This window comes from Microbacterium sp. NPDC055665, assembly GCF_053618035.1.
In genome coordinates, this window is record NZ_JBSHGY010000002.1 from 78331 (window position 1) to 96678 (window position 18348).

The 18348-nt window shown below is 70.1% G+C and carries 17 protein-coding genes; 7 read left to right on the forward strand and 10 right to left on the reverse strand.

The annotated features are described in order from the left end of the window. Positions 1 to 7 precede the first annotated feature (7 nt). A complete protein-coding gene (locus tag ACWGO6_RS06040; protein WP_452326172.1) occupies positions 8 to 1663 on the reverse strand; it encodes a DUF222 domain-containing protein in 1656 nt (551 codons plus the stop codon). Between the two features lie 505 nt (positions 1664 to 2168). Between ACWGO6_RS06040 and ACWGO6_RS06045 the strand changes: the two genes are divergently transcribed. After that, positions 2169 to 3404, forward strand: coding sequence for a M23 family metallopeptidase (locus tag ACWGO6_RS06045; protein WP_452326173.1), 1236 nt, complete (start codon positions 2169 to 2171; stop codon positions 3402 to 3404). Positions 3405 to 3529: 125 nt separating this feature from the next. Here the strand turns inward: ACWGO6_RS06045 and ACWGO6_RS06050 are convergent, their stop codons facing one another. Next, positions 3530 to 4981 carry a gamma-aminobutyraldehyde dehydrogenase gene (locus tag ACWGO6_RS06050; RefSeq protein ID WP_452326174.1) on the reverse strand — a complete coding sequence of 484 codons (1452 nt, stop codon included), beginning with the start codon at positions 4979 to 4981 and terminating at the stop codon, positions 3530 to 3532. Between the two features lie 100 nt (positions 4982 to 5081). On the opposite strand from ACWGO6_RS06050, the gene ACWGO6_RS06055 reads away from it, so the two are divergent. The 3 genes from ACWGO6_RS06055 to ACWGO6_RS06065 are packed head-to-tail and all read left to right on the forward strand — an operon-like array spanning position 5082 to position 7325. Beyond that, positions 5082 to 5549 carry an Lrp/AsnC family transcriptional regulator gene (locus tag ACWGO6_RS06055; protein ID WP_136041296.1) on the forward strand — a complete coding sequence of 156 codons (468 nt, stop codon included), beginning with the start codon at positions 5082 to 5084 and terminating at the stop codon, positions 5547 to 5549. Positions 5550 to 5577: 28 nt separating this feature from the next. After that, on the forward strand, positions 5578 to 6981 hold the full coding sequence (locus ACWGO6_RS06060) for an NAD(P)/FAD-dependent oxidoreductase (RefSeq protein WP_452326175.1): 1404 nt from the start codon (positions 5578 to 5580) through the stop codon (positions 6979 to 6981). Next, positions 6978 to 7325 (forward strand): cupin domain-containing protein, encoded by a 348-nt coding sequence (locus tag ACWGO6_RS06065; RefSeq protein ID WP_452326176.1) that lies wholly within the window; start codon positions 6978 to 6980, stop codon positions 7323 to 7325. Before ACWGO6_RS06060 ends, ACWGO6_RS06065 begins: the two co-directional genes overlap by 4 nt. Before the next feature lie 22 nt (positions 7326 to 7347). Here ACWGO6_RS06065 and ACWGO6_RS06070 read toward each other — a convergent pair whose 3' ends face one another. The 6 genes from ACWGO6_RS06070 to ACWGO6_RS06095 all read right to left on the reverse strand — a co-directional run bounded on the left by ACWGO6_RS06070 (position 7348) and on the right by ACWGO6_RS06095 (position 13809). Then, positions 7348 to 8859, reverse strand: coding sequence for a carboxylesterase/lipase family protein (locus ACWGO6_RS06070; RefSeq protein ID WP_452326177.1), 1512 nt, complete (start codon positions 8857 to 8859; stop codon positions 7348 to 7350). A 51-nt stretch (positions 8860 to 8910) separates the two neighbouring features. Beyond that, the gene (locus ACWGO6_RS06075) at positions 8911 to 9873 is read right to left on the reverse strand and encodes a DNA-methyltransferase (RefSeq protein WP_452326524.1); all 963 of its coding nucleotides are present in this window, start codon (positions 9871 to 9873) and stop codon (positions 8911 to 8913) included. A gap of 167 nt (positions 9874 to 10040) precedes the next feature. Then, a complete protein-coding gene (locus tag ACWGO6_RS06080; RefSeq protein ID WP_452326178.1) occupies positions 10041 to 11090 on the reverse strand; it encodes a lipoate--protein ligase family protein in 1050 nt (349 codons plus the stop codon). Between the two features lie 100 nt (positions 11091 to 11190). Next, complete coding sequence (locus ACWGO6_RS06085; RefSeq protein ID WP_452326179.1) at positions 11191 to 11928, reverse strand: DUF1684 domain-containing protein; 738 nt, start codon at positions 11926 to 11928, stop codon at positions 11191 to 11193. Positions 11929 to 12180: 252 nt separating this feature from the next. Then, positions 12181 to 13038: an alpha/beta fold hydrolase gene (locus ACWGO6_RS06090; protein WP_452326180.1), complete on the reverse strand. Its 858-nt coding sequence runs from the start codon at positions 13036 to 13038 to the stop codon at positions 12181 to 12183. A 33-nt stretch (positions 13039 to 13071) separates the two neighbouring features. Further along, positions 13072 to 13809, reverse strand: coding sequence for a copper homeostasis protein CutC (locus ACWGO6_RS06095; protein WP_452326181.1), 738 nt, complete (start codon positions 13807 to 13809; stop codon positions 13072 to 13074). Between the two features lie 59 nt (positions 13810 to 13868). Here ACWGO6_RS06095 and ACWGO6_RS06100 point away from each other — a divergent pair, with 59 nt between their 5' ends. From ACWGO6_RS06100 to ACWGO6_RS06110, 3 genes are all read left to right on the forward strand, one after another. After that, on the forward strand, positions 13869 to 14309 hold the full coding sequence (locus ACWGO6_RS06100) for a MarR family winged helix-turn-helix transcriptional regulator (RefSeq protein WP_452326182.1): 441 nt from the start codon (positions 13869 to 13871) through the stop codon (positions 14307 to 14309). A gap of 5 nt (positions 14310 to 14314) precedes the next feature. Beyond that, entirely contained in the window at positions 14315 to 15652 is a 1338-nt protein-coding gene (locus ACWGO6_RS06105; RefSeq protein ID WP_452326183.1) for an MFS transporter, read from the forward strand. A 63-nt stretch (positions 15653 to 15715) separates the two neighbouring features. Then, on the forward strand, positions 15716 to 16003 hold the full coding sequence (locus ACWGO6_RS06110) for a hypothetical protein (RefSeq protein ID WP_136041305.1): 288 nt from the start codon (positions 15716 to 15718) through the stop codon (positions 16001 to 16003). 220 nt (positions 16004 to 16223) lie between these two features. Here ACWGO6_RS06110 and rocD read toward each other — a convergent pair whose 3' ends face one another. Next, positions 16224 to 17447, reverse strand: coding sequence for an ornithine--oxo-acid transaminase (rocD, locus tag ACWGO6_RS06115; protein ID WP_452326184.1), 1224 nt, complete (start codon positions 17445 to 17447; stop codon positions 16224 to 16226). Then, positions 17444 to 18322, reverse strand: coding sequence for a dimethylargininase (gene ddaH / locus ACWGO6_RS06120; RefSeq protein WP_452326185.1), 879 nt, complete (start codon positions 18320 to 18322; stop codon positions 17444 to 17446). The genes rocD and ddaH overlap by 4 nt, the downstream gene beginning before the upstream one ends. Between the last annotated feature and the right edge of the window lie 26 nt (positions 18323 to 18348).

Genomic DNA, 18348 nt, shown 5'->3' on the forward strand with positions numbered 1-18348 from the left:
ACGCCATTCATGCTCTGAGCGGTGTCGAGGGGTGTCTCGCCGATGTGACCGGGGGTCGTGGGGTCGGGGGTTGTGGTTTTGTGGGTCGTGGTGTCGGGGGTCGTGGTTTTGTGGGTCGTCGCGCTGCTGGTCGTGGTGTGCGCCATTGTCGGGTGGGGTCCCACCAGGCGGGTCCGCGGACGTGTGGTGTGCCGTCCATCATGCGGATTTCCCATCCGGAGGTGGTGAGGGTGCGGTGGTGGTGCCAGCAGAGGGCGACGCCGTTGTCGGTGTGGGTGGGTCCACCTCTGGCGTGTTCGTGGACGTGGTGGATCTCGCACCAGGTTGCGGGGACGTGGCAGCCGGGGATGAGGCATTCGCGGTCGCGGAGGGTGATCGCGCGGCGTTGGTGGGTGGTGAAGATCCGGTCGGTGGTGCTGATGCCGATGATGCGCCCGTTCGGGTCGAACAGCACCCGTTGCACGCCGCCCGCGCATGCGGTGTGTGCGGCGACACGGGGGGAGACGGGGGTGTCGATGCCGTCGATGTGCGCCCACCCGTGCCCGGTGGTGTAGTCGTCGGCGGTGACGGACACGACCAGGGTGGGGGCCCCACCGCCCAGGCGTGGGGTGTCGTCGTGGCGGGCGGCGATGCCGAGGATCGCGGCGAGGGTGTCGTGCTGCTTCTGCGACCGGGAACGCGGGTCGATCATCCGCCCCGGGTCACCGGACGGGAGGACACCGTCATCCGTTTCGGGGCCATCGTCGGCGACACCATCCCGGGACCCGGCGTCTCCGTCGGTGCCCTCCGGCGTCTCGGCACCCGCATCGCTCCGGTCCGAGGGCTCGAACACGACTCCGGGGACGGGTGGCCCGTCGACTTTCGGGTTCAGATACGCGTCGAACAGGCGCTGCAACTGTCCCGCGACCTCCGGCAGCAACCGTCCCCGGATCGGGATCACTCCGTCTTTCGCGCGTCCGAGGGTCAGACCTCGTGCCCGCATCGCGATGTCGTCCGCGGGTTCCGCACCGTCCGGGTCGAGGTACTGCACGATCACCTGCGCCAACAACCGCAGATCCTCCGGCGTCGCCGCCGGCGCAACATCCCCGACCCCCGCGTCCGTGTCCGCATCCGTGTCCGCATCCGTGTCCGCATCCGTGTCCGGGTCAGCAACAGAGACTCCTCGCGCGTATGCGGCCAACTCCGCGTCCGCCCGCAACCGGTCCGCGGTCCCGATCCGGGCCCCGGCCTGCTCGATCGGCCCGATCGCCGCCAACAGCCCCGCCACCCCGATCGTCCCGTCCACCAACGCCTCCCGCAACGCCGGCCACCGCGCCGGCAACCACGCCCCGGACGACAACTCCACCTCCCGCCGTGTTGCTTTCGCAGCCTTCACCACCCGGGCCGCACCCGGGCCGTCGGTGCGTAGCACCCGCTGCAGCAGCTCGTTCACCGTGCGACACCCGAACCGCCCACAGAACGCCGGCTCCCCCGACCCCGCCGGACGCCCATCCACCGACGCGACCGTCTCCACGACCACCGCATCCACCCGCCGCTGCACCTCCCCCGCGACCCGCAACAGCTCCATCTTCGCGTCGTCACTCAGCGCCGCGATCACGTCCGCGCGCAGCACCACATCCAGGTCGGCGACGACCCGGTCCAGCACCTCCACGGGGTTGTTCATACCCCCAGTCAACCGAGGGCCACCGACATTCACACCCGAATAACCCCCGTTCAGAGCAATATTCCGAAACACGCGAACCACCGTCACGCCCTCCACAGAAACACCGCCACAGCACTTCTCCACACTCCCCGCGGCACGGCGCACCGCGACGCACGCGGACGTCCCACACCAGGGCAGAGTGTGAGCATCCGCGTCGACAAGACACACGACATCCCCCCAGTCGATGACGGCCGAGCATTCGTCGTCGAAACGGAGTCGACCATCCGTTCTCGATTTGACGCTCACAGGTTCGCCAACTAAATTACAGATCGGTAACGGTGGCATCCGGGGGGATCGACCGCCGAGCACATCTGCCCTCCGGAAGGATCCCGTCACGAATTCCCTGCCACCCGAGCGCGCTCACGACGCCTCGGAAGCCTTCTCAGAAGCCCCCGACTCGGCCCGACCGCGCTTGCGGCGCGACTTGCGACGCTCCGCGTCCACGGAGCCGCAGAGTCCCCCCGCGATGGATGCAACCCGCGCGGGCAACGGACAGCGCGCCCGCACAGCAGATGCACTCGGCGCGGTCGACGCACGAGAGCCGGCCGGTGCACCCCACGCAGGCGATGCCGCCGGCGCACCGACTTCCACCGACCTCCTCGACACACGCGACGCGATCGACGCGATCGACGCACCCGACGCACCCGACGCACCCGACGCACCCGACGCACCCGACGCACCCGACGCGATCGAAGCGATCGACGCCCTCGACACACGCGACGCAATCGACGCACTCGACTCGATCGTCGCGATCGACGCACCCGACGCGATCGACCCCACACCGTCCGCCTCGCCCGCTACACCGGCCGCATCGCCCGCCACACCGGCCGCCACAGCTCCCGCTGCACCGACCGCTCGTCCGCAGGCGCGGGGCGCCGGCCGGCGCGGCACCCGGGGTGTTCGCGCGCGCCCTGGGCGCACGAAGCCGCAGAAGGCAGCGCCGTCGGTCCGGACCGGCCGAGCCAAGCGTCCGTGGGCGAAGGCCAAGGCGCTCGGGGCCACGTTCGCGATCGGCGTGATGGTCACCGGTGCGGCACTGCCCGCACTCGCCACGGGAAGCGATGGGGCCGTCGCCACCACCAGCCTCACCACAGCGGCCGCAGCCGATGCCGCGCAGTCCTACACGTCCGCGTCGGCGTCCACATCGACGGACGAGATCCGTGCCGAGATCGCTCCGCGGGGAACCTTCTCGGCGACGACGCCCGAGGAGATCGAGGAGACGCGCTCACGGGCCGTCGCCGCCGCCCTCGCTGCGGGCATGCCGCTCGGGAGCGCGGTCGAGATCCCCATCGCCGACCGCATCGTCATGCCGATGGCAGACGGCACGTACTCGTTCACCGACGGCTTCGGCGCCTCACGGCCGGGCCGGTCTCACCTGGGCCAGGACTTCGCTGCGGGTGTGGGAACGCCGATCAACGCCGCGATGAAGGGCTGCGTGTCCCGCTCCACCGAGAGCTACCAGGGCTACGGCGTGACGATCCAGATCGAGAGCATCGTCGACGGGCAGGCGGTCAGCACCGTCTACTCGCACATGAACTACGGAACCCGTGCGGTCGAGGTCGGCGACTGCGTCGACGAGGGCCAGTACATCGGCGACGTCGGATCGACCGGATACGTGTTCGGCTCCTGCTTGCACTTCGAGGTCCACATCAACACGGTCGCCGTCGATCCCATGCCCTGGCTCCAGACGCACGTGACCTGACCCGCACCACCGGGCATCCCGGCGAGACCCCGACTTGGCACCGAGACCCCGTTGTGCCGTCGACGGAAGCCCGGGGCTTCGGCGGAAGCCCGGGGCTTCGGCGCCCACCAGACGCGCACCGCAGCTCAGTCGAGCGCGCTCATCACGTGCTTGATGCGGGTGTAGTCGTCGAAGCCGTACTGCGAGAGGTCCTTGCCGTATCCGGAGTGCTTGAACCCGCCGTGGGGCATGTCCGACACGAACGGGATGTGCGTGTTGATCCACACGCAGCCGAAGTCGAGGTCTCGCGAGAAGCGCATCGCCCTCGTGTGATCGGTCGTCCACACTGAGGCGGCGAGCGCATAGGGCACGTCGTTCGCCAGCTCGAGCGCCTCGTCGTCGTCATCGAACGGCTGCACCGTGAGCACCGGGCCGAAGATCTCACCCTGCACGACCTCGTCGTCCTGCCGCACGCCCGAGACGATCGTGGCCTCCCAGAAGTAGCCCTGATCCCCCTGACGCCGTCCGCCGGTCTCGATGGTCGCGTGCGCGGGCAGCCGGTCGATGAAGCCCTGCACCTGATCGAGCTGGGCCGCGCTGCTCAGCGGGCCGTACAGCACACCCTCCTCGTGCGGCCCGCCCGTGCGCGCGTGCGTCTTCGCCCTGGCCACCAGCGCGGCGACGAGCTCATCGTGCCGCGAGGCGTGCACCAACACCCGAGTGGCGGCGGTGCAGTCCTGCCCGCCGTTGAAGAAGGCCCCGGTGATGATCCCGTCGACCGCCTTCTCCAGCGATGCATCCTCGAACACGATCGCCGGCGCCTTGCCGCCGAGCTCCAGGTGCACGCGCTTGACGTCGTTCGCCGCCGAGCGCGCCACCGCCATGCCTGCGCGCACCGATCCCGTGATCGCGACCATCTGCGGAGTCGGATGCTCCACCAGCGCGACGCCCGTGTCACGATCGCCGAGCACGACGTTGAGCGTGCCGGCCGGGGTGTGTTGCGCGACGATCTCGGCGAGCAGGAGCGTGGTCAGCGGTGTCGACTCCGCGGGCTTGAGCACGACCGTGTTCCCGGCGGCGAGCGCGGGCGCGATCTTCCAGACGGCCATGTTCAGCGGGTAGTTCCACGGGGTCACCTGGCCGATCACGCCGACCGGCTCGCGGCGCACGAAGGAGGTGTACCCGGCGAGGTACTCCCCCGCCGCGCGGCCCTCCAGGCTGCGGGCGGCGCCGGCGAAGAAGCGCAACTGATCCACTGACTGCATGATCTCATCGGCGACGAGGCTCGCGCGCGGCTTGCCAGTGTCCTGCGACTCCAGATCGGCGAACTCCTCGGCCCGCGACTCCATCTCATCGGCGATCCGGAACAGCGCCAGCTGCCGATCGGCCGGCGTCGTGTCGCGCCAGAGCGGGAAGGCGGCGGATGCCGCGGCGTAAGCGGCGTCGACATCGGCGCCGTCGGAGATCGGCAGTTCACCGTAGACGGCTTCGGTGACAGGATCGAGGAGCGGCATCCGTTCCGTCCCGGTCGCGGGCACGGAGCGGCCGCCGATGAAGTTCTGCAACGGCGCCGAGTTCTTCAGAAGGGTGCGGGACATGCCGTCATGGTAGCGCGCACCCTGCGGAATCGGAAGATTTCACCCGGGTGTATCGACTGAATCAGTTGCAGAATCAGACTTAGACTGTCAATATCGACAGATGAGCCCCAAGCCTGCCCAGCCCGCACTGGACGACATCTCGAAGCGCATCGTCGAGCTCCTCCAGGAGGACGGCCGCCGCCCCTACGCGGAGATCGCCCGCGAGGTCGGCCTCAGCGAAGCCGCCGCCCGGCAGCGCGTGCAGCGGATGACCGAGGCCGGCATCATCCAGATCGTCGCGGTCACCGATCCCATGCAGCTCGGTTTCCACCGCATGTCGATGATCGGCATCCGCGTCTCCGGCGACCCCCGCGCGATCGCCGAGGAGCTCACCCTGATCCCGGAACTGGCGTACGTCGTCGTCGTGCTCGGCACCTTCGACATCCTCGTCGAGGCCGTGTGCGAGGACGACGAGCACCTGATCGACCTCATCGCGACCCGCATCCGAACGATTCCGGGCATCGCGCACACCGAGAGCCTGCTCTACGCCGGCCTCTACAAAGACCTCTACAACTGGGGCACGCGCTGAGGCGCGCCCCGAACGCATCGGAGTGATCATGGGAACCACCGTCTTCGAACGCCGGCAGCCGCCGCAGGGGGTCATCGACGACTCCCTGCGCGACACCGCTCTCCGGGTGTTCTGGCTCGACGATGTCGATCGGCCGACGCATCCGCGTCTGAACGGCACGGTCCGCGCCGACCTCGCCATCGTCGGCGGTGGATATGCCGGGCTGTGGACCGCGGTGCGCGCCAAGGAGCGCGACCCCGAGCGCCGCGTCGTCCTGCTGGAAGCATCGCGGATCGCGTGGGCGGCATCCGGTCGCAACGGCGGCTTCTGCGAGTCGAGTCTCACGCACGGCCACGAGAACGGGGTGAACCGGTGGCCCGAGGAGATCGACCGGCTCGAGGAGCTGGGCCACGAGAACCTCGACGGCATCGAGCAGACCGTCGCCCGCTACGGGATGGATGCGGAGTTCGAGCGCACCGGCCAGCTGGCCGTCGCAGTCGAACCGCACCAGGTCGAGTGGCTCCGCGACGAACCCGGCTTCCTCGATCGCGACGCCGTGCAGGCGGAGGTGCACTCCGAGACGTTCCTCGCCGGAGCCTGGGACCGCGAGGGCTCCGCGATGGTGCATCCCGCCAAGCTGGGCGTCGAGCTGGCCCGCGTGGCCGCAGACCTCGGCGTCGAGATCTACGAGCACAGCATCGTGCGCGCCATCGAGGGCGACGGGTCTGGTCCGATCACCCTGGTCACCCCGAACGGTCGGGTCGTGGCGGATGCCGTGGCGCTCGGCACCAACGCGTTCCCCTCGCTGCTGAAGCGCAACCGCCTGATGACCGTGCCGGTGTACGACTACGTGCTGATGACCGAGCCGCTCTCGACGGAACAGCTCGCGTCGATCGGCTGGTCGAACCGTCAGGGCCTGGCCGACAGCGCGAACCAGTTCCACTACTACCGGCTCACCGCCGACGACCGCATCCTGTTCGGGGGCTACGACGCGGTCTACCACTACGGCGGCAAGGTGCGCCCGGAGTACGAGGACCGCATCGAGAGCCACCGCAAGCTCGCTTCGCACTTCTTCACGACCTTCCCGCAGCTGCAGGGCCTGCGCTTCACCCACCGCTGGGCCGGGGCGATCGACTCGTCGAGCCGCTTCTGCGCGTTCTTCGGCACCGCCCGCAAGGGCCGCGTCACCTATGCCACCGGCTTCACCGGACTGGGCGTCGGCGCCGCGCGCTTCGCCGCCGACGTCATGCTCGACAAGCTGTCGGGGGATTCGACAGAGCGCACCGAGCTGCGGATGGTGCGCGAGAAGCCCATCCCGTTCCCGCCCGAACCCGCCGCCTCGATCGGCGTGAACCTCGTACGCGCGGCCATGAACCGGGCCGACCACAACGAGGGCAAGTGCAACCTGTTCCTCAAGGCCCTCGACGCCGTCGGCATGGGCTTCGACTCATGAGCGGCCTCGCCGCCGGGGCGGGGGTGGATGCCGGCGCGCTGGTCCTCACGCACGAGCCGCTCCCCGCGGAGGAGGTGCTCGCCGGCGCCCCGACGACCGCCGTGCACGAGCTGGCGACCCTCGGCGGGGTCGAGATCGGTGTGTGGGAGATGACGCCGGGCACCGCGACCGACACCGAGGCCGACGAGGTGTTCGCGGTGCTGTCCGGCCGCGCGACGATCTCCTTCGCCTCGCCGGAGCTGCCCGACCTCTCGATCGGCCCGGGCTCGGTCGTGCGCCTCACCGAGGGCATGCGCACCACCTGGACCGTCACCGAGACGCTTCGCAAGGTCTACGTGGCCTGACGGCAGGCGCGATTCGAAAGCGTCAGGAGGATGCCCCCAGCAGCGGGCGCACGGAGGCATAGGCGTCGCGCACGTCGCGCGTCGGCACGTCATAGACGCGGACGATGCCCGCAGTGCCCTCGTGACGCGGCCACCCGGGGTCACCGCCGGTGACGAACGCGACCGCCGCACCGTGCACCTCGTCGGCCAGCGCCTGCGGCGGGTTCGGTCCGGCGAGCGGCTCCATCGCCGGGCCGTCCAGGCAGTCGAAGAAGAACGGCACGTCGAGGCAGTGCTCGGCGAAGCCGAAGTGCCCCGACGGCCAGGAGAACCGATACACCCAGGTCGGCGCCGCGCCGCGGTCGGCGACGACCTTCAGCAGCGCCGAGCGGAACATCCGGTCGGTCAGCAGTCGCCCGGCGACGCGGGCATTGCCGAGTCGCGTGACGTCGGCGTTGGCCGCGAGGTACTCGCGGCGCGCGGCCTTCGGCAGCCCGAGCTTTCCCAGCAGCAGCGACCGAGGCACCCAGCGGAGCTTCTTCGCCGCATCCGAGAACACCATGGTGAACTCGTCGTCGGTCGCCCCGAGCACCAGCGGCTTGTCGGCGCCGACACCCGCGGCGAGCGCCTCGCGCGTCGAACGCGGCAGCAGATCGCCGTCGATGCTCGGCCCGAGCGGCAGCCCTTCCTCGATCATGGTGCCGACCGCCGACGGCCCGAGCTCGGTCGCCTTCTTCTGCAACTCGAGGATGCGCTCCTCGGACAGCGACGAGAACCCGGCCACGGTCGGCTCGACCCCGCCTGCTGCGGCGAGCGCGCGGCCGAACGCTTCGGCGCGGGTGGTGGCGACATCGGCGAGCGCGCCGGAGATCGCATAGACGCCCTGGAACAGGTGCTGCGCCTTCTCCATGCCGAGCAGGGTCAGCACGGCACCGCCGCCCGCGGACTGCCCGGCGATCGTCACGCGCGACGGATCTCCGCCGAACTCGGCGATGTTCTCCTGCACCCACTCCAGTGCGAGCAGCCAGTCGCGGACACCACGGTTCGAGGGAGCATCCTCGATCCACCCGAAGCCGTCGAAGCCCAGTCGATACGAGATCGACACGGTCACGACGCCGTCGCGGTTGAAGTTGCGGCCGTCGTACCAGGGGCTCGCGGGTGAGCCGGCGAAGTATCCGCCGCCGTGGATCCAGACGAGCACCGGGAGTCCGGTCCCCGGTTCGGCACGGGCCGGACTCGGTGTGAACACGTTGACGTTGAGCGTCGACTCGCCCTCGATGCTCGGCTCGGGGATGAGCGTGACGCCGGGATCGCCACGCTGCGCGGTGGCGGCGAACTCGAGCGCATCGCGCACACCCTCCCACGGCGCCTTCGGCACGGGCGCCCGGAAGCGCAGCTCCCCGATCGGCGCCTCCGCGAACGGGATGCCGAGGAACGCCGCCGACCGCGGATTGCCGCGTCCGCCGGTGGTCGGACGCCAGCGTCCGCGCACCCGCCCTGCGGCGGTCGTCACCTCGACGAAGTCGGCGGTGGTCTCGAAGTCGATGTCGGTCATGACAGCATTCTCCTGGTCGCGGGCAGTGAGCGGGCCACATCGAAAGAGGCCTCAGCCGGGTGTGATCACCTCGGCGTGCGGCATCCGCGTCTTCATGACCCCGATCGCCTCGGGGTTGTCATCGACCAGCACGGCGTCACGGCCGAGCTCCGACGCCACGGCGCCGGTCGTGCCGCTGCCGGCGAAGAGGTCGAGCACACGGTCGCCGGGGCGGCTGGATGCGGTCACGATGCGGCGCAGGATCCCCTCGGGTTTCTGCGTGGGATAGCCGGTCTTCTCGCGCCCCGTCGTCGGCACGATCGTGTGCCACCAGACGTCGGTCGGCAGCTTGCCGCGCGCGGCCTTCTCGGCGGTCACCAGTCCCGGCGCCATGTACGGCTCGCGGTCGACCTCATCGGAGTTGAAGACGTACGTCCGCGGATTCTTCACGTACACCAGGATCGTGTCGTGCTTGGTGGGCCAGCGGCTTCGCGACTTGGCGCCGTAGTCATACGCCCAGATCAGCTCGTTGAGGAAGCAGTCCCGCCCGAACACGGCGTCGAGCATCACCTTCGCGTAGTGCGCCTCCCGGTAGTCGAGGTGCAGGTACAGAGTGCCGTCGTCGGCGAGCAGCCGCCATGCCTCCTCGAGCCGCGGCATCAGGAAGGAGCCGTAGTCGTCGAAGCGGTCGTCGTAGGCGCGCAGCATTCCGCGCACCCGCTCGTACGCGTGGCCGTGGAACCCGTGCCGCACCTCGGCGGTGGGCACGGTCGCGGCCGTCGGCGCGGCTTCGGTCTCGGCGACGGCCCGTTCAGAACTCCTCAGATTCGAGCCGGTCGCTGCATCCGGCTCGCGGAGTTCCGGGGGTTCTTCGGTGACGGGCTCGGATTCTTCCTGAGTTGTGAACGTCCGGCGCGCGGTGACCACCTGCCGGCCCTGCGTCCGGCCGGTGTTGAACGGCGGGTCGAGGTACACGAGCGTGAAGGAACCCGTGGGCAGGGTCGCCGCGACGGCGAGGTTGTCACCCTCGATGATGGTGACCGCGCCCCGCGCCTGCGTCGGAGAAACGCGCTTCCCTCGGCCGGAATCCGTGGATTCGGCCGCGGGAAGCGCATTCGTCCGAGTTTCGGGTCCGTCGTCCGGCGCGGCCACGGCCGCGGGAAGCGCATTCGTCCGGGTTTCGGATCCGTCGTCCGGCGCGGTCACGGCACCCGATGCAGCCACGCCTCAGTGGCGAACTTCGACGCGACGAGTGCCTCCGCGTCGGCATACTCGTCCGCGGTGATCGTGCCGGTCTCGGCGTCGGTCAGCGAGCGGAACGTGTCTTTGAACCGCTCGATGATCTCGGCGCGCTCGAGTCCGGTCTGGCTGCGCAGCGGGTCGACGCGCTTTGCGGCCGACGTGGTGCCCTTGTCGCTGAGCTTCTCGCGGCCGATGCGCAGCACCTCGGTCATCACCTGACCGTCGATGTCGTACGACAGCGTCGCGTGGTGCAGCACTCCCCCGTTGGCGAGGCGCTTCTGCGCGGCACCGCCGATCTTGCCGGTCGGGCTCGCGATGTCGTTGAGCGGCTGGTACACCGCATCGATGCCGAGAGACCGCAGCGCCTGCAGCACCCAGTCGTCGAGGAAGGCGTAGGAGTCGGCGAACGTCATGCCCGCGACGAGCGATGCCGGCACATACAGCGAATACGTGATGATCTGCCCCGCGGCCATGAGCATCGCCCCGCCGCCGGAGATGCGGCGGACCACGTCGAAACCGTGCCGTGCGGCGCCCTCGGGATCGACCTCGTTGCGGTACGACTGGAACGACCCGATCACGACGGCCGACTCGTTCCACTCCCAGATGCGCAGGGTGGGACGCCGTCGCCCCTCGCCGACACGGGCGGTGAGCACCTCGTCGAGGGCGAGGTTCATGCGCGGCGAGACCGCCTGGTCGTGCACGATCTCCCAGTCGAAGTCACGCCATCCCGGGGCCGTCACGAGCGCGCGGCGCACCGCGGTGCCGACGGCTTCGGGCGAGAAGCCGAGCAGCTGAGCCCCGTCGGGCAGCGCGCTGCGGACGGCCGTGGCGATCGCCGTCGAGTCCGACTCGGCGGGCAGCCCGTTCACCGCGGCGTTGATGTCGTCGAGGGCTGAGTCCGGCTCGAGGAAGAAGTCGCCGGCGAGGCGGAAGCGGGCGATCCGGTCGTCTTCGATCTCGAGGTCGACGACGACGAGCTTTCCACCTGGGACCTTGTATTCACCGTGCACGGAACCAGCTTAAGGCGCGCGGCCTCGGATGCGGCGGGCTCGACTACCCGGATCACCCGAGCGCATCAGCCGCCGAGCCGGATCGACCGCCGGCCGCGGATCAGCCGCCGAGCACCACCACGCGCTCGCCGGCGCGGATCGGCGTCGAGTATCGGTTCTCCGCGGGCGGCAGCGGGCAGACGTACTGGTCCGAGAACGCGCACGGCGGCAGGTAGGCGCGGTTGAAGTCGATCACGGCCGCGCCGTCGGCGGCGGGTTCGTCGACCGGCAGGAACCGGAAGCGATACGTCTCCAGGCCGTTGGTGCCGTCGGCGAAGACTGCGCTCAACGCCCCCTGTCCGTTCCTGGTGACGGTCAGCGTCTGCGGCGCACCGGCCAGTTCGAACCGCAGCCGCCCGGCGACGGGAGTCTCGCGGGCCCCGCCGTCGACCGACGTGATCAGGATCTGCTCGTCCGGAGTCTCCTCGAACACCGCGGGGAGTCGCCAGCGCTCGTCGGGCGCATAGGCGTCGATCGCGGTGAACCACTCACGCTGCGGTCGTGCCGGGTTGAGCACCCGCAGCGCCAGCGCACCGTGGCGATCGAACACGCGCAGCTCACGGCGGCCGAGGCGGATGCTCTCCGAGCCGCGCAGGACCACAGTCGACCCCGTCTGGCCGAGCTCGCTGCCGCGGATGCCGCCGTCGCCGGTGAGGGCCCAGAGCCCGGGGATGCCGTCGACCGCCGCCGCCTCCGTGATGAGCCAGTTCGTCGACTCGAGCGCCGACGGACCGTACTCCGACCCCGCGTACCGCTCGCGCGACGCGTGCCAGTCCTGCCAGTCCTTCACGAAGCTCATCGGTGCGGTCCCTCCCGTGCGAGCAGCGCACACGGGCGCGCTCCTCGCTCCTGCGCGGAATATTGACCCGAATCTACGGTCGGGACCGAGCCCGAGGAACGGCTCCGTCACACGACTTCACGCCGCGTCATTCCGCGTCACATCCGGCCCCGCACCGACGAGACCCCGCCTTCCCACCGAGACCCCGCCGTGCGCGCGCAGCCACCCCGGGGTGTGGACGCGAACCCGGGGTCTCGAGGTGCGAGCGGCCGCTCAGCGCGCGGGGATCTGCTTGTCGAGCCAGGCGAGCACGTCGGCGCGCACCTCGTCCTGCTGCAGTTCGGCGAAGATCTCGTGCCGCGCATCCGGATACACCAGCGTGGTCACATCGGTGAGGCCGGACCGGCTGCGGTACTCGTCGGCGAGCTTGTGCACGCTGCGGGGTCCGCCCACCGGGTCATCGCGACCGACGAGGAGCAGCATCGGGATGTCGCGGCCCAGGTCCTTGGCCGGACGCCCGTACAGCCGTGCGGCCTCGATCGGGCCGAAGAGCTTGAGCAGCGGGACGTCGGTCGTGAGCGGATCGTCGGCGAATGCGGCCCACACGGCAGGATCGCGGCTGAGCCATTCGAGCCCGGTGGCGCCTTCGTCCTTCGCCCACCGCGCGTTCAGGGGTGCGGCGTTGAGGAAGCCGGGCGTGCGCAGTGCGGAGCCGGAGAGGATCACGGCATCCCACGCCTCCGGGTGGTGGTTCACGAGCATCTGCGCCAGGAACGACCCCCACGAGTGGCCGAGCAGCACCAGCGGCAGATCGGGGTTCTCGTCTCGGATGATCCCGGTCAGCTGCCAGACGGCATCCTCGGCCGCGCGAAGGCCGCCGACGCCGAGCCTCCCCAATTTCTCGGGTCCGCCGTGCTGACGGATGCCGGTGCGGCCATGGCCTCGGTGATCGTCGGCGTAGACGTGGAAACCGGCCCCCGTGAGGGCGCCGATCAGGGCGCCGTATCGTCCGGCGTGCTCGCCGACGCCGTGCAGGAGCTGCACGACTCCGCGAGGAGTCCCCGCGGCCGGATGCACGTCGTAGACGATGGCCACGCCATGGGCGTCGGTGAACTCGCGCGTATCCGTCACGCTGCGAGCCTAGCGACCGGGCGCCGGGACCGCCTACCGCGCGACGGCATCCCGGATCGCGAAGGCGATGTCGCGGTCGGTGACCTCGTAGCCGCCGACGCCGTCGGAGGCCGAGCCCATCCGCACGCCGCCGTCTTCGATCACGGCGCGCTTGGCGGAGAAATGGATCGCGTCGACGCCGGCCGCGGCGAGCACCGGGGCGCTGGCGACATCGACTCCACTGCCGGCCATGACCTGGATCTCTCCCTCGGCTGCGGCGACCAGCGCACGCAGGGTGTCGATGCCGTCGATCGCGGCGGATGCCCCACCCGAGGTCAGCACGCGAGCAAGGCCCAGCTCGCGGGCGCTGCGCAGCGTGGCGACGGGGTCGGCCGTCACGTCGATCGCGCGATGCAGGGTGACGGGAGATCCGCCTGCGGCATCGCGCAGCCGCGCCATGGCGTCGAGGTCGAGGCGTCCCTCCGCGTCGAGGGCGCCGATGACCACGCCGGTGGCACCCGCAGCGATCGCGCGTCGCACGTCGCGCTCGCTGATCGCCAGCTCGTCGTCGGCGTAGTGGAAGCCGCCCGCGCGCGGCCGGATGAGCACGTGCACCTCGGGACCGTCCGCTCCGGCCGCCTCGACCGCCAGCTCGAGCGTCGCGGGAGACGGGGTCAGTCCGCCGAGCGCGAGGGCCGTGGCGAGCTCGACGCGGTCGGCGCCGATCTCGGCGGCGATGCGCACTCCGGCGGGGTCCTGCACGGCGATTTCCAGGGCGAGCGTTCGGGTCACCCCTCCATTGTGCCCGGTGCCGAGACGGCGTCCGAAGAATTAGATAGACTATCTAAGTAATGTCTGCGTCCGATGAATCCCTCCACCTCACCGCCACAGACCTGCGCATGGCCACGTTCCGGCTGGCCCGCCGCCTCCGCTGCGCCCGCGCGGCCGACTCGATGAGCGATGCGCAGCTGGCGGTGCTCGCCGACCTGCGCATGAACGGTCGCCGCACGATCTCGACCCTCGCCGTCCGCGAGCGCGTGACCGCTCCGTCGATGACCAGCACCATCAACGGCCTCGAGGAGCAGGGCTTCGTCGTGCGCACCCCGGATGAAGACGACCGCCGCCGCGTGCAGGTCGACATCACCGATGCCGGCATCGAGATCGTCGTGGAGACGATCCGCCGCCGCGACGAGCTGCTGGCCGACATGCTGCGCGAGGTCGAGTACACCGAGGCCGAGCTCACCACGCTCCGAGAAGCCAGCGCACTGATGCGGCGGGTGGTGGAGCGATGAGCGCCATGTTCCGTTCCTTCGCGAACATCAACTACCGCATCTGGTTCGCGGGGGCCCTGGTCTCGAACGTCGGCGGCTGGATGCAGGCCACCGCCCAGGACTGGGTCGTGCTCACCGAGCTCACCGACAACGACGCCACCGCGATGGGCGTCACCATGGCGCTGCAGTTCGGTCCGCCGCTCGTGCTGGTGAGCCTCACCGGATGGGTGGCCGACCGCTTCGACCGACGCCATATCCTGTTCGCCACCCAGTCGGCGCTGCTGGCCCTCGCGATCGCGGTGGGTGTGCTGCTGCTGAACGACGTGATGACCCTGCCGATGATGTTCGCCTTCGCACTCGGTTTCGGCGTCGTGAACGCGTTCGACGCCCCGGCCCGGCAGGCGTTCGTCTCCGACATGGTGTCGACCGGCGACACCTCGAACGCGGTCGCACTCAACTCGGCATCCTTCAACCTCGCCCGCATGATCGGCCCGGCGGTCGGTGGCCTGCTGATCGTGGCGATCGGTTCGGGCTGGGTGTTCATCGTGAACGCCGCCACCTTCCTCGCGATGATCCTCGCGCTGTCGATGCTGCGGCGCGGCCTGCTCGCGCCGCGGCTGAAGAGCCGCAGCCGTGGTGGCCTCGCCGCCGGGTTCCGCTATGTGTGGGGGCGCAGCGATCTGCGGGTCGTGTTCGTCACGGTGTTCCTGATCGGCGCGTTCGGCATGAACTTCCCGATCTTCGCCTCGACCATGGCCCTGGAGTTCGGCGCGGGCGCCGACGGCTACGGCGTGCTCAGCTCGGTGCTCGCGATCGGCTCGCTGATCGGCGCCCTGCTCGCGGCCCGTCGCGACCGCGCACGCGTCCGTGTCGTGATCCTCGCCGCGGGCGGATTCGGCATCGCCGCGTTCGTGTCGTCCGCCATGCCGACCTACGCCTCCTACGCCGTCACCCTGACGTTCACCGGCTTCATGATCGTGACGCTGCTCACCACCGCCAACGGGTACGTGCAGATCACGACGGAGCCGGCGCTGCGCGGGCGCGTGCTCGCCCTGTACATGGCCGTGATTATGGGCTCGACGCCCGTGGGTGCCCCCATCGCCGGGTGGGTCGCCGACTCGTTCGGGCCACGTGCCGCCATCATGCTCGGCGGCACGGCCGGATTCGTCGCCTGCGCGATCGGGGTCATCTGGGTGGCGACCTCGGGACGCCTGCGCCGCGCCGAGAACCGCCGCTTCCTGCTCACGCTCGACGAGACCCGGCCGCTGAGCGTCATCGAGCGACCCGACCCGATCGAGTTCAGCGACGAGGCCGCCGTCACGACTCCGATCCGGAGTGCGAAGCGGGACGACGTCGAGGGCTGAACAACTTTCCGCCGTTTGTCAACGCCCTCTACGGAGTGCATCCGGCGTACGTACCGTCGGTGCATGGACGACAACACGGAACGGACACCCCACCCGCAGGATCCTGCCGAGGGCGCTCGCCATGTCGGCGTGCCGGATGAGGATGCCGGTCAGGGCGACGGCAGCGGCGGCGCGATCCAGGGCGACAGCTCGCGCGGCGAATCGACCGGCGGTGCCATCCAGGGCGACGCCGGACAGGGTCACCGCTCAGCCCTCGGCGGCGATGAGGAGACCGAGGACCAGCTCCAGGCCGACAACGCGGCCGAGGAAGACACGTTGAAGACGCTCGATCCGGATTCCCCACCGGCCTGAGCACTCCGGAAGGGCAGCGTCACCGTCAGCCGTCGTCCCCAGCGTCGGCCCTCCCCCGGCGGTGGCGCTGTCCGCTTCCCGGGCGCGTCCGCGTCCGGCATCCGGCATCCGGCATCCGGCATCCGTGCCACATGTCGGACGGATGCACGGATGCAGGGCGACACGCCGTGTTCCGCCCCGACATCCGTCCGTTCTCCCGACATCCGAGCCGGGACCTCGATCAGCCGAGCACGAGCTTGAGCTGCTCCACCGCCCAGTCCAGTTCGGTCGCGCGGATCACGAGCGGCGGCGCGATGCGGATGGTCTGACCGTGCGTGTCCTTCACGAGCACGCCCCGATCGAGCAGCTTCTCGGCGATCTCGCGGCCCGTCCCCTTGGCGGGGTCGATGTCGACGCCCGCCCAGAGACCGGCGATGCGGACGCCTGTCACACCGTGGCCGATCAGCGGCTGCAGCGCCTGCTCGAGATGCGCGCCGAGTGCCCGGGCGCGCTCCTGGAACTCGCCCGTCTGCAGCATCTCGACGACGCGCAGACCCACGGCCGCAGCCAGCGGGTTGCCACCGAAGGTCGAGCCGTGCTCGCCCGGACGGATCACACCGAGCACGTCGCTGTTTCCGACCACGGCCGAGACGGGGAGGATGCCGCCGCCGAGGGCTTTGCCGAGCAGATACAGGTCCGGCACGACGCCCTCGCGGTCGCAGGCGAACGTCTCGCCCACGCGTCCGAGTCCCGCCTGGATCTCGTCGGCGATGAACAGCACGTTCTTCTCGTCGCAGATCTCGCGGATGCGGCGCAGGTAGCCCTCCGGCGGGATCACGACGCCGGCCTCGCCCTGGATCGGCTCCACGAGCACGGCGGCCGTGTCGTCGGTGATCGCCGCGGCGATGGCATCCGCGTCGCCGTAGGGCACGACGTCGAATCCCGGCGTGTACGGACCGAAGTCGTCGCGTGCCTGCTCGTCGTCGCTGAAACTCACGATCGTGGTCGTGCGGCCGTGGAAGTTGCCGGCGGCGACGATGATGCGCGCCTTGCCTGCAGCGATGCCCTTGACCCGGTAGCCCCAGGCGCGAGCGACTTTGATGCCGGTCTCGACGGCCTCGGCGCCGGTGTTCATCGGCAACACGAGGTCCTTGCCCGACAGCTCCGCGAGCGCCGCGGCGAACGGCTCGAGCCGGTCGCTCTGGAACGCGCGGCTGACGAGCGTGACCCGGCCGAGCTGCTCGGTGAGCGCGGCCACGAGCGCCGGATGCCGGTGCCCGAAGTTCACGGCCGAGTATGCGGCGAGCAGGTCGAGGTAGCGCTTGCCCTCGACATCCGTCACCCAGGCGCCCTCACCGCGGGCGATGTTGACCGGCAGCGGGTGGTAGTTGTGCGCGACGTGCGGCTCGGCGCTGGCCTCTCCCGGCTGGGTCGCTGAGCCCGTCGAAGCGTCGACCGCGGTCACTTGGCACCCCGCAGCTCGAGCGTGCAGCACTTGATGCCGCCGCCGCCGAGCAGCAGCTCGGAGAGGTCGACGGTGATGGGGTTGTATCCGCGCTCGCGCAGCTGCTTCTCGAAGCCCTTGGCGCGCGGCGAGATGATCACGTTGTAGCCGTCGCTCGACGAGTTGAGGCCGAACACCGCGCCGTCTTCGTCCGACACGAGGATCGCGTCGGGGAAGCGCTTCTCGAGTTCGGCGCGGCTGGCGTCGTCGAAGGCGCCCGGGAGGTAGGCGATGTTCGCGCGCTCGGGGCCGCCGTTCTCCGTGCCCTGCACCGGGTCGAGCACGGCGATGGCGGTGTCGAGGTGGTAGAAGCGCGGGTCGACGAGGTTGAGCGAGACGACCTCGCGGCCGAACACCTCGCCGACCTCGCTGTGGCTGTCGCCGGTGGAGCGGAAGCCGGTGCCGGCCAGGATCACGTCGCCGACGAGCAGGAAGTCGCCCTCGCCCTCGTTGACCTCCTTCGGCATCACGGTGTCGTAGCCCGCCGCGCGGAACCAGTCGGCGAACGCCGGGGCCTCACCCTGCCGCTCGACGAAGCGGAACTCGGGCACGTATGCGCGGCCGTCGATGAGGAATCCGCCGTTGGCCGTGTAGACCATGTCGGGGTAGCCGGCGAGCGGCTCGATGAGTTCGACCGAGTGGCCGAGCTCGAGGTAGAGGTCGTGCAGCTTCTGCCACTGCGCCACGGCGTTGGCGGTGTCGGTGGGCCGCGACGGCTCCATCCACGGGTTGATGGAGTAGTTCACGGTGAAGTGCTCCGGCTTGCACATCAGGTAGTGACGGCGGTGCGCGGTGCGGGCGGGTGCGGTGGAGACGGCGGCTTCAGGCGTCGACATGGATGCTCCTCGAATGGACGGGCGCG

What these genes read in the sequence shown, in the direction of transcription:
- ACWGO6_RS06045 (WP_452326173.1), top strand. Translation starts at nt 2,169, where the DNA reads ATGGATGCAACCCGCGCGGGCAACGGACAGCGCGCCCGCACAGCAGAT.
- ddaH (WP_452326185.1), bottom strand. Translation starts at nt 18,322, where the DNA reads ATGTCGACGCCTGAAGCCGCCGTCTCCACCGCACCCGCCCGCACCGCG.
- ACWGO6_RS06085 (WP_452326179.1), bottom strand. Translation starts at nt 11,928, where the DNA reads ATGAGCTTCGTGAAGGACTGGCAGGACTGGCACGCGTCGCGCGAGCGG.
- ACWGO6_RS06100 (WP_452326182.1), top strand. Translation starts at nt 13,869, where the DNA reads ATGTCTGCGTCCGATGAATCCCTCCACCTCACCGCCACAGACCTGCGC.
- ACWGO6_RS06105 (WP_452326183.1), top strand. Translation starts at nt 14,315, where the DNA reads ATGTTCCGTTCCTTCGCGAACATCAACTACCGCATCTGGTTCGCGGGG.
- ACWGO6_RS06065 (WP_452326176.1), top strand. Translation starts at nt 6,978, where the DNA reads ATGAGCGGCCTCGCCGCCGGGGCGGGGGTGGATGCCGGCGCGCTGGTC.
- ACWGO6_RS06110 (WP_136041305.1), top strand. Translation starts at nt 15,716, where the DNA reads ATGGACGACAACACGGAACGGACACCCCACCCGCAGGATCCTGCCGAG.
- ACWGO6_RS06060 (WP_452326175.1), top strand. Translation starts at nt 5,578, where the DNA reads ATGGGAACCACCGTCTTCGAACGCCGGCAGCCGCCGCAGGGGGTCATC.
- ACWGO6_RS06055 (WP_136041296.1), top strand. Translation starts at nt 5,082, where the DNA reads ATGAGCCCCAAGCCTGCCCAGCCCGCACTGGACGACATCTCGAAGCGC.
- ACWGO6_RS06050 (WP_452326174.1), bottom strand. Translation starts at nt 4,981, where the DNA reads ATGTCCCGCACCCTTCTGAAGAACTCGGCGCCGTTGCAGAACTTCATC.
- ACWGO6_RS06070 (WP_452326177.1), bottom strand. Translation starts at nt 8,859, where the DNA reads ATGACCGACATCGACTTCGAGACCACCGCCGACTTCGTCGAGGTGACG.
- ACWGO6_RS06040 (WP_452326172.1), bottom strand. Translation starts at nt 1,663, where the DNA reads ATGAACAACCCCGTGGAGGTGCTGGACCGGGTCGTCGCCGACCTGGAT.